We start from the raw sequence: 16,187 nt of genomic DNA, 5'->3' as shown, positions 1-16,187 counted from the left end.
CAATATTTTTAGTTGCCTGTATTAAGTTCTAAATTTAAACCAATGTTATAGGTACGTGGCACAGGATAACCGTTAGAAATATCGCGACCTAATGCAGTTACGTTTTCCGGATTAGGGCCACTATACTTAGAAAATGTAATTAAGTTATTAGTGGAACCAAATATCCTTAAATTAGCCAGTCCGAATCTGCTGATCAACTTCTTATCGAACATATAGGAAAGAGTTAAGTTGTTAATTTTCAAATACGTACCACTTTCCTGCCATAAGGTTTGGTCAGCTCTTAATGGTTGGATATTTCCGTAACGGCTAAAATCATAAGGATATGGATATTTAGCCACATCGCCTGGTTTCTGCCAGATATTCAAATCACCTAAAGGTACTACTGCATTTAATGCATAAGGATCTCTCATGATGGCAATACGATCGGCAAGGGCATTATTTAAGATTGTTCTGTCGGCAGTGTAACTGGCATACATATTTAGTCCCCATCTTTTATACCTCATGGTGAATGATAAACCACCTGTTAACAATGGCTGTGAGTTTCCGGTAATTTCGTAATCTCTGCTGTCCAGAATATAATCGCCATTTACATCTTTTAAGATCGGATCTCCCCCGTAAAAGAAGGTATTGTTTGTTTGGTATCTTTTTCCGGTAACCGGATCTACAGGTACATCTGCGTCTGTTTTGTAAACCCCCTGGTTAATTCTTAAATAGTTTGACAGGGTATTTCTGCCTACACGGAAAACATTATGTTGCAGGTAACCGGAATCATCGAAGCGGATATACTGCCCGTTATACTCTTCAGGCAATTTTAACAGCACATCGCGGTTGTAAGCACCGTTTATTGAGAAAGATAAATCGAAATCCTTGCTGGTAATGGCTTTTACATTTAAGCTGATCTCGGTACCATAATTGGCTATACCCAAATCGTTACTTGATAGTTTATTAAAACCTGTAGTATTTGATAAAATACGATCGAACAGTAAATTATCTACTTTTTTAAAATAACTATCCACAACAATCGAGAATCTGTTCAGGAAACCAATGTCAAAACCAAGGTTATACTGACTTGTAGTGGTTGGCTTTAAAGCCGGATTTGGAATTAAATCGTAATTGATACCAATGGTTTGCGTATTGTTGTAATTTCCATTAAGGTTATAAATACCATAAATACTTTGCAGATTACCTGTTGGCACAATATTCTGGCCCCAGGTTAATCTTAAACTACCATAGTCTAACCATTTTTGATCTGTTAACCAGTTTTCTTTGTTGAAATTCCATCTTAAACCTATTGAAGAGTTTTTAGAATATGGATTTTCCAAACCACTTGATGAGGTACCATCTAAACGGTAAGAGAATTCAGCAACATATTTTTTATCATAATCGTAAGATAGCGATCCTGCGAAAGAGGCAATTGTAGCATTTTTATAACTACTTAAAACTCCGCCACCTCTTGAGTAATAACCATCGAAGCCGACTGGCCCCTGGAGCTGATCGTTTGGAATTCTTTCCTGCCGGCTTATTGATGATTGGGAGCCCTGTTTATAAATTTCGTTAAATGTATTGATAAAGAAATTGTGCTTTTCACCTAATGTTTTAGCGTAGGTAATTGCATTTCTATTGTATAGCTGGAAATTTCGGCCATTATAATCATAAAGCTTGGCAAATGATCCGTTGGCTGCGGCTGGTGTAAATGTAGTTTCAGTATCTGAGGTATAATCATAACTTAAGGTAGAAGATGCTGCGAAACCTGGTATAAATTCGTAACGGGCATCTATATTTGCTCTTAAATTTCTGGAATTGTTATCGTTTAGCGTTTGCAAAGCAGATAATACCCCGCCAGATGCCTGATAAAAAGACGGAGGTGGCAAAAGTGTTGATGCCTGGCCGTTTTCAGCTACACCCGATTGAAGCAAACCTGCACCGTTACCTTTATTCTGTTTACCTACAGAGCCATTAACGAAACCGAAAAACCTGAATTTATCATTCGGCTTAAACTCCATGTTCATGTTTAAATTGTAACGGTTATAACCCGTATTTTTAATTACACCTTTTTCCGCATAATAGCCCATATTAGCTTTGTAATTAAATTTTTGGTCACCGCCATCTAAAGCCAGGTTATGACTTTGGTTAAAGGTGGTTTGATAAAATACATCCTGCCAATCGGTAGAGTTATTATAATACGCATTTAAACTATCGGCAAGAAAAGGTGTATTGCTAATTCCCCTGATCTGATTAATGGTCTCAGCGTTTAAAATAATTTGCTGAATTTTTAATTGGCGTTCTGAATTACCGCCTAATGTTTCGCGTAATTTAGGCGGAGCATTAACGAAAAAGTTCGATACATATTTAATACGCGGCACTTTAGAATTACCTCTTTTTGTGGTGATGATGATTACCCCATAAGCACCTCTTGATCCATACATGGAAGTGGCCTGCGCATCTTTCAGGATCTGGATGTTTTCGATATCCTCCTGAGGGATTAGCGAAAGTGGACTCACCCCGGGGCCTTGCGTTTGAAAACCAAACTCTGCTGCCTTATCTGCATCTAATGGCACACCATCGATAATGTATAATGGCGATGTAGGTTGTAAAAATGAATCGTTACCACTACCCGAAATACTTAAACTTGATAAACCACGAAGCTGTACCGATCCCCTAAAACCAGGGGCACCGGTATTGTTCTGGATATTTAACCCTGGCACCTTACCCTGTAAAAGGGTTTCAATATTTGATACCGGGATATCGGATACATCCTTACCGCTAAGCACCGTTACCGATCCGGCAGTTGTTTCTTTTGGTCTGTTTTGGTAAGCTACAATAATCACATCATTCAGATCTTTACGATCCTCGCTAATGGTTACTGTGATATTGGTTTGATTGGTAATTTTAACCGATGAGGTATTGTACCCTAAAAATTTAAATAAAAGTGTTCCTCCAACAGGCACGTTAACCGAAAACTTTCCATCACCGTTTGTTTGCGTTAAGCCTTTATTTGTGCTTTGCAAAACAACAGATACGCCTGGCACCCCCTGTTTGGTATCTTTATCCAGAACCCTGCCATTTACAATAATATTTTTTTCTTGCGAATAGGCATTCGTACAACAGATTATACATACAATAAGTAATGTATATAAAAGTATATTTCTTTTCATAATATTAGCTTTATTGATCAACTATTCGTTAGCAAATTTTGGGTTCTCGTTTTTGAAATAAAAGACGATTTCCCAGTCGCCAGCCTTATAAATAGCGAAATCGACACCGAAACTGGCCACTGTACGTGCCCCTCCAAAACCAATCCTGGAGTAACTCAACTCTGCTTTTGCCCTTGATCCGCCTTTAGCATAAGATGTAGGGATTTCTACCAATGGAATTGGATAAGCAACATCATACTGAACATATTGATCGGTTTTCTGGATATTGAAACCATGGATCATTTTATCCCAAACTGTTTCATTGAAGAACTTAGGATCGATCGGTAAAGAATCTTTACCCAAAACCACAATACGTAGTGAATGGCCATTACCTCCTGATGTTAATGGACGGATGTAAACAATGGCATCCTTCTTATCATTGTTGCTCACTAAGTTTAAATTAGAAGTAGCACCGATCACATTATTCAGATAAGGACGGATGTAATCCCTCAGTTTTTTGTCTAACGGAAATTTTGGATCAGGGGCAGGCAAACCTGTATAAGCATTAAAATCATTCGATGGTTCGTAAGGGCGTTCTCTGAAAGGTCTGATCTGAAAATCTCTGATCAGGCGCTCGCCACCGGTGTTTTTAACCTTTACATCAAAAAAGCGTGTATCCTGAGCAAAGTTGGTACTATCAGTCGGACGGGGTTTCAATAGCTGGTTGGTTGCTGATGGCCACAAGATAAATTCACCTGATGAACGTATTTCGAATATCGGATGTGTTTCGATTTTTCTTTTTGCCTCAATTTCAGCCAGGCTTTTTTCCAAACCCGTATAAGGGGCCGTCCATACGTAAGTTGGCGCCGTTGTAAAAAGATCGTTCACCGGCTTTCCATCCCCAAACCTAACGTTTACAATTTCGAAAGTGATGGGATTGGTCGAGTTATCGCTGTTAAAGCCACCGATAAGATTGGTCCTTCCGATTATTGGCTCCAGAATTTTATTGCTAAAATTTACATTGTTACTGATATAATCTTTCTCATCGGGTAAATCGAAAATCTTTTTACAGCTACTGCAAACGGTTACAGCAAGCAAAAGGAGCGCAAAATATTTATATATGATCGATTTCATCGGGCTATTTATTTTAGTGTTTCTATTTCGCATCACTTATTTCGTTTTGTTTATGGTAAACTCAGCCAACTGGAAGGTTCCACTGTTTCTGAGTTCGGTAATCACAATGCGGTAAAATTTGTAGGCAACCGTATTTGTACACCTAAATACTTTTTGCTGGTATCTTTCTTCAAAGAAGAAATTAGATCTTCTGTCCAATTCTACCCAGTTTGAACCATCCATCGAGCCTTCATAAGTCCATGCTTTTGGATCTCTTTCGTTGGCATCATTTGCAGATGTTAAAGTATATACGGACGAAACCGCAGGTGTTTTAAGTTCAAATCTCATCCATAATTCGCCTTGTAAATCGGCCAGGAATTTAGTGTGATCATCCCCATCAATTACTTTTCTCGAATTTTCTCCACTGGTTATACCGCCGCCATTTTCGCGGTTTGATGAAAATATACCGCCAATTTCGAGATAAAGGTTTGGTGGTGGTGGTACAAAAGTTAACCGGGTAACGAACTCATTGAAGCCAAATACGTGATCGGCACTGATAACATGTACGACACCGTTTTTGGTTTTAATGTTATTTGATGATGTTGTACTGGTTGCCCAGTTGCGAACGAATTTGCTTTTTTTGGTATTATCAAAATTAATAACCTCAGGTCCGGCACCAACCTGACCAGAAGCCGATATTTTGGTTACACTCGCATGCATCGGGTAACCAATATGTACACTTTTCAAGTCTAAACCATCCTGAAGTTTTAATGAATCGGTTGTTTTCTTACCTCTGATAATATAGTACGAGGTCATCGTATCCAACTGAACAGCATCAATATTGGCCAAAAAAAGTGGGTCTTTATCAGATAGTTTTCTTAACGTATTTAAGTTACGTAAAGCCAGTTGGAAGCTTGGATTGCTTACTGCAAATAACGTAACATTACTATCGGTTAATGTTTTTTTCAAACCCATCCTGTCAATCGCTACAATAAGCGAATCGAAAACGCCTGGTTTGCTTTTCAAATAATCGTAAGTATTGCCGGCAAAAGTTACATTCTGGTCTGGTGCATCGTAAAATCCTCCATTCTTTTTGCAGGCCGAATTGATGAGCGTAAGCAATGATAAGATTGCCAGTGCGCCTGTGTATTTAATTGAATTTTTCATATCCGTTATCATTAGCGCCAGTAAGCATTTTGGGTTAATAAACTATTTTGAGCAATCAGCTTTCTTGATATTGGCCAGTAAATGCCACCAGAATTAATGAGGTTCATAAATTTGGCGTCGTTCTGTTTGATCTTGTTGTAACGGATCAAATCATACCACCTTGAGCCTTCACCCAACAATTCGCGGTGACGCTCTTCGAAAATTAATTTAATGATGTCATCTATATTTACAGAAAATCCGTCATCATATCTTCTCACCATCACAGAAAGCAGTTCATTTAAAGCGCCCTGTTGGTCGCCCAAAACTGAAAGCGCTTCTGCTCTTAACAATACGATATCTTCTAAGCGGGTAAAAACCAAAGCACTGGTAAAGTACCTGAAGTTTGGATCTGTTCCGCCACCCTGAATTACTTTGATTTTGCTGAAAATGGGATACTTACCGTTTATGTTGGTAAAATATCTTCCATCGTATTTTGCTTGCCCTAAAGTATCAACCGCAAACCTTTGATCTTTTGCAATATTGAAATATTTTAGAATCGAATCTTTCGGAAGATAAATATCCGGAACTGACTTAGTCATAACCGGTTCAGCTAAAGTTAACTCTTCAATATGCCCGGTAGATGAACCATCCACGTGGCCATAATCGGAGTTAAAACCGAACATCTGCCTGGTGTTTTTATTATAGAAAAACCCGTTGGAATTTGATAAGTCAGCACTTCCTGTAAAACCTCCGGCACTTTTTCCGTAATTATCTTCCACAAATTTGGCATATTTAGAAACGCTGGTATAATCGCCATTCCAGGCTGCCAAATGCGCTAGAACCGCGTATACCGTAACTTTTGTAGCCAAAGCACCGCCCCATCTTCCTGAAGTTTCATTATAATAATCAGTTGGCTGCTGCACATCGCCACCGCTATAAATAAATGGCAGATCAGCTGCTGCTTTTAGCATTTCCTGCTCGGCCCATGCTAAAATCCTGGCCTGGCTTTCGCGGGGTTTATTCGTAAATTTACCTTCGTCTGATGAGGTAATAAATGGTACATCACCCCAGATTCTCACCATGTAGAAATAGGCAAAAGCCCTTAAAAACCTGGCTTGCGCAATATCCACTGTCATGTTATTGCTTGTGTATCGTTTATCTGTTTCTTTTACATGCCCAATATTTTCTAAGAAAACATTAGCACCGTTTACAATGGCGTAAAACCTTGTCCAATCAGATAACGCCTCCATCACAGGATATGCTGCGTTTAAATTATTGCCGATTACAGCCTTTAAATCCTGTCTTTTCGGACTTAAAAACTCTCCGGTTCTTACATCACCATAAATCCAGTGACCGTTATTATCTGATAAGGCAGCCCGTGTTAAAGCATAAACCCCCAAAATTCCCGACCGGGCATCCTCTACTGTATTCCAGGCATTTTTTTCGCCTACAACCCTGGTAGAATCGGTTTCTAAAGCTTTATTACAGCTCGAAAAGGCAATTATAGAAACCAGAAGTATGTATAATATATTTTTCATCTTACCTGATGTTTTGTTAGTTCTTGTTTTCATCTTATAGCTCCATTTTAACACCCAGTGTATATGTTCTCGGAATGGGTTGGCCATAACCTGTATCCACGCCATCGTAGCTAACTAGCTCGGGATCCTGACCGGTGTAAGGCGTGATGGTGAAAATATTACTCACGGCACCGTATACGAAGAATTTGTTGATTTTGATGTTCTTCTTACTAAGCAGATTACCCAGTTCGTAACCCAATGAAACCTGTCTTAATTTTAAGAATGAAGCATTCTCTAAAAAGAGATCCTGATCTGCACGGTATGGGATTACCGTACTCCAGGGATTGTAAAGCGGATATTTTGAGTAATCGCCACGTTTCTCCCAGAAGGTAATTTCTTTAACAGAACTGATATCGGTATTACCTTCGCGGTTAACAAAATCAAAATGGTTAGCCATCTCCTGGTTGATTAGCTTTCTGCCTAAATTAAAGTAGAAACTTGTAGCCAGACTCCAATTGCCATATCTAAAATTGTTATCGAAACCACCTGCAAGGGTCGGTAATGAATGACCTTTTAATACTTTATCGTTATCATCAATAGTATTATCTCCATTTTGATCTTTCCAACGTGGATCGCCGGCCTTTAAAACAATCCCCTTATATTTTAATTTTTGTCCGTTAACCGCTGGCACATCAGCATCTGCAGTGTAAATACCATTATTCTCCAATAACCAATATTGATCTACGGGCTGGCCAACTTTTAAAAATCTGTTACCTACTACCAACTGATCCAGTCCTCTTGGCAATGCTTTCAATTCGTTAGCATTGTGATTAAAGTTTAAGGCCGAATTCCATGAGAATTTACTTTTTGCGATGATTTGAGCACTCACGGTGAAATCGATACCCGTGTTGTTAACAGACATTCCGCTTTCGATAGATTGTTTATAACCATATTCGGCATAAGCAGGGATGCCAATTAATTGATTTTTGTCGGTTTTGCTGTAAAGGTCAACAGAAACGTGAAGACGGTTTTTCAACATCGCCACATCAGCACCAACATTAAGTTGATCTGAGTACGACCAAGGCACACCATAACCTACCCAACCAAATTGATAAGGACGTGTTAAAACACCGAATGCATTATATCCAGGTACTGTTAAGTTACCAGTATAACCAACTGAAGCTGTATATTGTGGACCCTGCGTATAATTATCGTAACTAAAGGTACGCCCCATTCTACCAGCACTTGCACGCAATACCAAATCATCAACCAAGCTGTTATCTTTCAAAAATTCATTTTTGATATTCCAGGCGGCAGAAATAGTTGGCGAATAAAACCAACGGCTTGTTGGTTGTGCGTTTGAAGAGCCATCTAAACGTAATACGGCTGATAAGAAGTATTTATCGCTAAATGAGTAATCAGCTTTTCCATAGAAAGACAATAAGTTATCTTCCGTTTTATCTAAAAACCGATAAGTTAATTCTCTTGGAAAGGCAACTGGTGTTAAATAACCTGGGTTATCCTTACCATCGTCATTTTTAGGTTTAGAGTCCAGCAAATTGATTTTAATATAATCATTAACACCTTTATAAGCGTAGGCGTTACTGTATTTATAAATATCCCATTGCATGGATTGCCCTAAGGCAAAATGAAAATCGTGAACCTTATCCAGGTTTAAATCGTAAGTTACTTTGTTATCCATCATTAATCTCTGGCTAAAGCCATAATAATTGGATGCATAACTGTTTCCCTGCAAAAGCGTTCTGGCATAAAAAACATCTCTATACCCCTCACTGTAATCAGCATTAAAAGATGATACCACCTTAAACTGACCAAAAATTCCTTCTAATTTGGCATAACCCTGAATAGAGTTTGTTTTGTTATCATCAAAACCTTTCTTATATTCTTGCAGGTATGAACCATAGAAATCTTTATTTGGAGGCAGAGGCGCACTTAAATCAGGAAAATAATTAAGTTGTGCAAACCGGTCGCGCAAGGTTTTATTTCTGTCGCGGTTTAAGCGGTTCGCATTAATCATAGTCGAAAACAACAACCATTTGGTTGGCTTCATATTGATATTGAAAGTGGCGCTATAACGGTCGATACCCGTTTGATCTGCTACACCTTCACTTTTGGTATTACCCAATGCAAACCTAAAGTTCGCCCTGTCCGTACCGCCGGCAAGTGAGAAATTAATACCATATACCAGTGCATTTTTATAGTATAGATCTGTCCAGTCTGATTTTCCACTGTACACATTATTTAGCGAATCGCTTAAATATACCGGATACTCTTCATCATCAGAATATCTGCCATTTGTGGTATATACATCATAAAAGCGCTGTCTGAAATCATTTTCATATTTACCATTGATGGTATTTACAAATGGTTTTTGCACCATACCGATATACGAATTGAAAGATATCGCGCGGTATTTACCAACTGCTGTTTTTGAGGTTAAAACAATTACCCCGTTAACACCTCTTGGGCCGTAAACAGAAGTGGAACCTAAATCTTTAAGCACTTCTACCGATGCAATATTATTCATATCAATACCAGTCAATAAATTAGTTGCAGGACCGATTCTGTTAAAATCGAATTGCTGTATATCAAAAGCGAAAGGATGCTCCCGTACCAACGGGATTCCATCTAGAACCACCAGAGGTTGAGCATCGTACAAATCCTTTTTAGATAATAGCGGCATTGCAGCTCCCCTAATAAACATGTTCTGAATAGAACCTGGTTCGCCTGAGGGTTCCTGAATATACAGACCAGCAAAATTGCCCTTTAAATTTTGCTGTAATGAAATTGCAGGGAAGAGCGATAAATCTCTGGTGTCTTTTTGTACACCACCAGACAATTTGTTGTAAAGTGTTTTTTTCCTGATCTGTTCAAGACTATCTTTTCGCAAAGAATCTTTAGTTGATACGATCTTAATTTTCGTCGTATCCTGAAGGATCAAATAATTAATTGTTAGGCCTTTATGATTTTTTTTGCCCGCAGAAAAAACGGGTAAAACGTTTAACGTAAACGCGGCAAAAAAAACAAGGCACGCCCATAAGTATCGCATAGTTAATGGATCTTTTAATTGGTAAAAAAATGATTTCTAGAACTTATTTTTTCGGAAACGGCAAGACACGTCTTAGGTTAAAAGAACAGGTACTTTGGTAGTAATAGTTAGGGATTCTCATAAAATTTAGTATTTGGTTAACTCAAATATATAATATACTAAAACGTTTTAATAACGAATTGTCATTTTTATGAAATTTTTATAAAACAGCGCAATAATATTTAATTCTATTAAAATAATTGTCAAGCAGACAGGTAAAAAATAAATATTATTAAAATAATTTGAAAAATTAACATCCTATAAAACAGTAGATAAGGATATTTTTTACAAATAATTACAATAATCAGAACAATTTTAGGTTACAATTTTTTAAAATGCTTAAACGTTTTAGTAAAAATTAATATGCAGAGTATGTATTACCATTAAATTGCCGGCAATAGTTTAGTTCTGAATAGCTACTACCCAATTATCCCTTAAAATCAGTTAACTGCAAGTGTATTGTAAAAGAAAGGTTAACTTAATTTATCTTTCAGTAGCTATCCGATAGGTAGGATCTTCCATAATGTTTACTGCGATAATCTGATCAGCATTTTTCAGCAAGCGCTTACAGTCGTTACTCAGATGTTTTAATTGAAGTTTCTTATCCACTAAACGATAACGTTCGGTTAGTTTATTCAGCGCATCAATGCCCGACATATCAAAAACACGGCTGTGCTTAAAATCAATAATGATATGCTGCGGATCGTGTGCCACATCAAACAGTTCATTAAAACTAGCAATTGATCCAAAAAACAGGGGCCCGAATATTTCGTAAGTTTTCACACCATTGGCATCGATATGTTTACTGGCACGTATTCTTTTAGAACTCTCCCAGGCGAAAACAAGTGCTGAAATAATTACACCTATTAATACCGCAAGTGCCAGGTTATGCAGCCAAATGGTGATAACAGCCACCAGGATGCCAATGATAATATCATGCACAGGCATTTTATTAATCACTTTAAAGCTCATCCATTCAAAAGTGCCAATGGCTACCATCATCATTACACCAACCAGCGCGGCCATAGGTACACGATCGATCACCGGAGCACCTATCAAGATGATAACGAGTATAGTTAAGGCCGCAACAATACCTGATAACCTGGCCCTGGCACCTGCCGAGAGGTTAACCAGTGTTTGGGCAATCATCGGACAGCCACCCATCCCCGTAAAAAAGCCGTTTGTAATATTGGCAATTCCTTGTGCAATACTTTCCCTGTTCCCATTGCCTTTAGTTTCTGTAATTTCATCAACCAGGTTCAACGTAAGCAGGCCCTCTGTTAAGCCCACACCAGCCATAATGAGTGAATAGGGAAAAATGATCTTGAGCATATCCAGATTAAGCGGAACTTTCGGAATATGAAAGGGCGGAAAACCACCATTTACTGAAGCAATATCTTTAACCAGTTTGGTATCAATCCTAAAACATAAGACAACAAGAAAAACCACAATAATAGCCACCAGTGAGGATGGAATGGCTTTGGTTATTTTAGGGAGAATGATCACTATTGCAACAGTGAGTAATACCAAAGCCAACATGATATATAAAGGCACACCACTCAACCATTCTACTCTGCCGTTAACAAGGGTTTTGAACTGTTCTAACTGCGACATAAATATAATAACCGCCAAGCCGTTAACAAAACCGAACATTACGGGCTGCGGAACCAGCCTGACAAATTTCCCAAGTTTAAACAGCCCTGCTATAATCTGGATTACGCCTGCTAAAGCCACTGCCGCAAAAACATACTCTATACCCTGTGTTTTCATTAAAGCGATAAGCACAATTACTGTTGCACCTGCCCCACCCGAAACCAAGCCTGGCCTGCCACCTAAAACAGCCGTAACCAGGCCCATAATAAAAGCAGCGTACAAACCTGTTAAGGGAGGAAAACCCGCAAGGATAGCAAATGATAACGATTCGGGGATCATGGTCATGGCCACCGTTAAACCTGCAAGAATTTCAGTTCTGTAATTTATTTTCTTTGAAAAATCGAATAGTTGCAGGTAAGGCTTCATCATTAAAATTATTAGTAGCTGCAAATATCTAAATTATGAGAACATTAGTTCTATATAGATTCTTCAAATTGCAATTCATGTCAAAAGCATCACAATATCTAGTAGGTAATGAATGTAAGATGGATCTAATCCGAAGTCGGGGGGCCGGGCCTATCGTGCAAAAGAAACATACCTTAGTGCTTAATGATGGGAACGTAAGTTGGATGTTGGAATTGATTCTGCATTTATCTTCTGGATCTGCGGAATAAATAATTAAAAACGAATTGCAAATCCTGGTCAATATTAACTCCAGGCAAGAAAACTAATTCGGGATAACTTTTTTACGTTTAAGTTCGTCAAACAGATTAAAAAACATTTTTTTAGTATCAACGTACTCGTGGAAGCCCAATCGCCTTGCTTTGGTACCATCCGAGAAAAAATCGTAATCCCAGGAAAAAACAAAGTCGCCAAAGGCCCATGAAGATACGTCTTCATAACTATGTTTGGCTAGGTTATGTTTTTCTTGCATCTGTGTCCATAAAGCCGATTTATCGGCCATTACGGTTTGCAAAGGCATTTGAAGTGGAGGTGCAGCATCCATTTTAAAATATGCTGCGATTTTAGGCCAAAGATCATTCCAGCGGACCAAATCACCATTGGTTATATTAAAAGCTTGATTGGCACATGCCGGGCTTGTAGCCGCCCATACCGTTGCTTTTGCCAATAATCCAGCGTCTGTAATATCTAAAAGCTTATCATAAGCCCCTAATTTGCCAGGGAAACGCAAAGGCAAACCCAGTTCTTTCGATATGGATGCATAAACTGCAATTACAGAAACCAAATTCATCGGATTTCCCAATGCAGTACCTGCAACTACAGATGGCCGAAGAGAAGACCAATTCCATTTTTTACCTTTTTGCTGTGCCTCAAGAAACTGTTGCTGATTTACATTAAATTCCGGAGGCATGTGTCCACCGTCGCTTTCTTTTGCCGGTGTTTTAAAAGGACCGTAATGCGCCCCGTATACTTTATAGCCTTGCATTAAACTGATGTGCTGTAAGTCTTTTGCAATACCTTCAATGGCATTAACCACGTTTACAAGCATCGCCAAATTAGGCGCAACCAGCTCCACCCATGTAGGTTTATCTTGATAAGCGGCATAAAAAATATGTGTTACCATAGTTAAAGGGCTCAATTGTTTCTTACTGTCCTCTGGGTCGAGCAGGTTTACAGAAATGTACCTGGTTTTATCCGTATCGAGCCCACCCCGACGCGATAAACCGATAATATCCCAATCGCCAAGATTTTCTAAATGGCTGATTAAATTACTGCCAATTACGCCATTTGAACCCACAACTAATGCTGTTTTACTGTTATTCATCTCTTTTGATTTAAATTGATTCATGTAAAGCAAAGATCCTGACAAACTAAAGCTATGTTTTTGTAAAATAGTATGATAGATTTGTATAAATCTATGATGAAGCGATACGTCCAATTTCAACCAATTGTTATTTCAGAATTTGAAGTAAGCAAATGGCAGCACCCTGTACACCGGCACAATCATTACGAACTCATATACATTAAAAATGGATCTGGCCATCATATCATTAACGAAATCCCAATTGTTTACAAAGGAGGGAATCTCTTCTTAATTGGTCCGGATGATGACCATCGTTTTGAAATTGATGAAAAAACACATTTCATTTACATCAAGTTTACTGATATATACATCCATCAAAAAGAGATTGGTTCAACAGGCTTACAGTACTTAGAATACCTGATCAAAAGCCGGGAAACGCATTTTCTAAGTTTTAACTTTACGGAAAACGATCATCTGATTGTTGAAAAAATCATTGCGCTCATCCTGTCACTCAACATAAACATGTTGCAAAATGAAGCTTTAATCTGGACACAGATCTTAATGCTTTCCACTATTATGCAACGCAATATGCCCGAAATTAAAAGCAGCGCACAACGATCAAAAGACATTCAAGCCATTTTCTGTTACCTGCACAAATATATTTACCAGCCTAAAAATTTAAAGGCGAATGTAATGGCAACACATTTTAATCTTTCAGAAGACTATATAGGACCATATTTTAAAAGAAATACAGGGATAACCTTACGCCAGTATATCCACAATTATCGTCAGCATTTAATTCAACAGCGAATAGAAAGCGGAAGATTTGGATTGAAACAAATTGCCGTAGAATTTGGCCTTGTTGATGAAAGCCACGTGAGTAAACTGTTGCGAAAAGTCTGAAGCCCGGAGCAAAAGCATGGAAAATGTAAGATGGGTGATGGAGTTGATTCTGAGCTCATATTCTAAATCTGCGGACAAATGAATATTTATAAACGAATTGTAAATCCAGGCCCGCTAAATGCATATCCTGATCAATTAGCGGTTGTATTTATCTAAATAAAATTTTGCATCAACCGACAAACCTAACTCAATAAAACTCTGTGTAGACCATTTAATTTTGAGTGGAGTACCTGCATCTTTTACAGTTTCTTTACTCACATCCTTACCCGTTCCATAATTGATCTGCGCAAAAGGATTTTTATTAATATTGAGCACCAAAAGTAACCTGCTACCTTTTTGAAGCTGCTTACTAAAAACCCTCGACCTATAAAAAGGTATGGTTTCTAATTTGCCAGGCCTGAGTAATTTCCTTTTACTCATGTCGTGTGCATAGCTTGCTCTTCCTAAATAATAAGAAAGCTGGAAATATTCGCCAGAGGGAGTAACTTCATACAGGACCAGGCCTACATCCATATCCTTTTTGTTGATGATGGCTTTAAGCTGTCCCTCTGGTGCACCTGATACCGAAATGGCTTGATTAAATGGCTTCGTGATAAAAAACAGTCCATTGGATCTGTCGATTTCTTTTTTGATGATCGGATCAGGATAATAATCGTTGTAGAACTCGTTTCTATCGGCCAGATCAATGTGCTGGTGCATGAAAATTTCTTTGGCTGGCTTTTGCTCCGATAGCATCAGCCCGTTTTCCGCACTGTCCAGATAAAAGCGGATGTGGTAATCCTCCATCTTTGCCAATGAAGAAACATGCTTCCACTTACTTGCGCTCATTACCTCATAATTGATCTTATCTTTTAACAGTGCAGGTTTCTTTCCGCCCTTAAGAATATAATCAAGCCATTGGAAAGTGATTTCGCGGGTATTGATCAGTGCTATTGAGTCTACCTCATAATCTCTCAGCCTGGCTACTCCACCTATCTGCGATCCAAAATGATCATAAGGGCCTATAATTAAATAATGTTCGGCTGATGGATTATACTTGTAATGTTCGCGGAGGTACTCTAATGCTGAAATTTGCCCATCGTCGTAATAACCAGTAATACTGAGCACTGGAATATTAATGTGTTTAAAATCTTTACCATAAGGCACCATCGACTGCCAGTAGGCATCGTAATCGGGGTGATTAAGCCATTTCTGCAACAATGGATTTGGTGTGCCATCAATGCTGTCGATCTTATTGTAAGCGGCCCCACTTTCCCACCAGTTATTCCGCATCCTGCGCCAACGGGCATTATCTTTATTCACAGCATCATCCGTGTATTTGTTATTGGTGATGTAAAATGCCCACTGATAATTGGCTGCTAAAAAAACATTATTTTCCATGGGCAAGCCAAGCCCTGGAATAGCCGCTACATAGGGTACAATGGTTTTAAGTGCCGGATGCAGGTATTTGGCCGCTGCCCATTGCGCAAAGCCTGAATAACTTCCACCATACATCCCTACCCTACCATTACTCCATGATTGTTGGATGATCCAATCAATAACCGCATTTACATCTTTGGTTTCATATTCGTAAGGCACCGGTATATCGGGGCTGAGCCGTTTTCCTCTTGCATCGGCAACAATACCAACATAACCATGATCGGCTGCATATTTGGCTTCCACCAAACTTCTATTGGTATTGGAGTAGATAAAATAGAACAATGCGGCTGGCAATTTCTGCTGCACACCTTTTTTCCTCACCACTACGGCAGATAAACTAATGCCGTATTTTGTTTTAATCATCACACTATCGTTAATGATGTAATTATTGCTATCGGGTAAGGTTAGTTTTTGTTGTGCAAAAGTTTCTATGCCCATTATGAGGCATAGCACAGCCACACCCAGTTTTACTAAGTTTATTTTCATGA

Annotated in this window: 9 protein-coding genes; 1 reads left to right on the top strand and 8 read right to left on the bottom strand. The window is 38.6% G+C overall.

All coding sequences use genetic code 11. From position 1 onward, the window contains the following. Window positions 1-8 precede the first annotated feature (8 nt). The 7 genes from FFJ24_RS25135 to FFJ24_RS25105 form a co-directional block, all read right to left on the bottom strand. Entirely contained in the window at window positions 9-3,155 is a 3,147-nt protein-coding gene (locus FFJ24_RS25135; protein WP_138819846.1) for a SusC/RagA family TonB-linked outer membrane protein, read from the bottom strand. A gap of 21 nt (window positions 3,156-3,176) precedes the next feature. Next, entirely contained in the window at window positions 3,177-4,268 is a 1,092-nt protein-coding gene (locus FFJ24_RS25130; RefSeq protein ID WP_138819844.1) for a DUF5007 domain-containing protein, read from the bottom strand. A 36-nt stretch (window positions 4,269-4,304) separates the two neighbouring features. Continuing rightward, complete coding sequence (locus FFJ24_RS25125; RefSeq protein WP_246862696.1) at window positions 4,305-5,414, bottom strand: discoidin domain-containing protein; 1,110 nt, start codon at window positions 5,412-5,414, stop codon at window positions 4,305-4,307. An 11-nt stretch (window positions 5,415-5,425) separates the two neighbouring features. Then, window positions 5,426-6,931, bottom strand: coding sequence for a RagB/SusD family nutrient uptake outer membrane protein (locus FFJ24_RS25120; RefSeq protein ID WP_138819842.1), 1,506 nt, complete (start codon window positions 6,929-6,931; stop codon window positions 5,426-5,428). 34 nt (window positions 6,932-6,965) lie between these two features. Further along, a complete protein-coding gene (locus tag FFJ24_RS25115; RefSeq protein WP_246862695.1) occupies window positions 6,966-9,821 on the bottom strand; it encodes a SusC/RagA family TonB-linked outer membrane protein in 2,856 nt (951 codons plus the stop codon). Window positions 9,822-10,502: 681 nt separating this feature from the next. Continuing rightward, the gene (locus tag FFJ24_RS25110; RefSeq protein ID WP_138820807.1) at window positions 10,503-12,038 is read right to left on the bottom strand and encodes a SulP family inorganic anion transporter; all 1,536 of its coding nucleotides are present in this window, start codon (window positions 12,036-12,038) and stop codon (window positions 10,503-10,505) included. A 301-nt stretch (window positions 12,039-12,339) separates the two neighbouring features. Further along, a complete protein-coding gene (locus tag FFJ24_RS25105; RefSeq protein ID WP_246862694.1) occupies window positions 12,340-13,398 on the bottom strand; it encodes an SDR family oxidoreductase in 1,059 nt (352 codons plus the stop codon). 93 nt (window positions 13,399-13,491) lie between these two features. Between FFJ24_RS25105 and FFJ24_RS25100 the strand changes: the two genes are divergently transcribed. Further along, window positions 13,492-14,280 (top strand): AraC family transcriptional regulator, encoded by a 789-nt coding sequence (locus tag FFJ24_RS25100; protein WP_168202551.1) that lies wholly within the window; start codon window positions 13,492-13,494, stop codon window positions 14,278-14,280. Window positions 14,281-14,415: 135 nt separating this feature from the next. Here the strand turns inward: FFJ24_RS25100 and FFJ24_RS25095 are convergent, their stop codons facing one another. Next, window positions 14,416-16,185, bottom strand: coding sequence for a CocE/NonD family hydrolase (locus FFJ24_RS25095; protein ID WP_138819834.1), 1,770 nt, complete (start codon window positions 16,183-16,185; stop codon window positions 14,416-14,418). Window positions 16,186-16,187 lie beyond the last annotated feature (2 nt).

It is taken from the genome of Pedobacter sp. KBS0701, from assembly GCF_005938645.2.
Classification (GTDB): domain Bacteria; phylum Bacteroidota; class Bacteroidia; order Sphingobacteriales; family Sphingobacteriaceae; genus Pedobacter.
The sequence above is the reverse complement of the archived record's forward strand: the minus strand, read 5'-3'. Positions and strand labels throughout refer to the sequence as shown.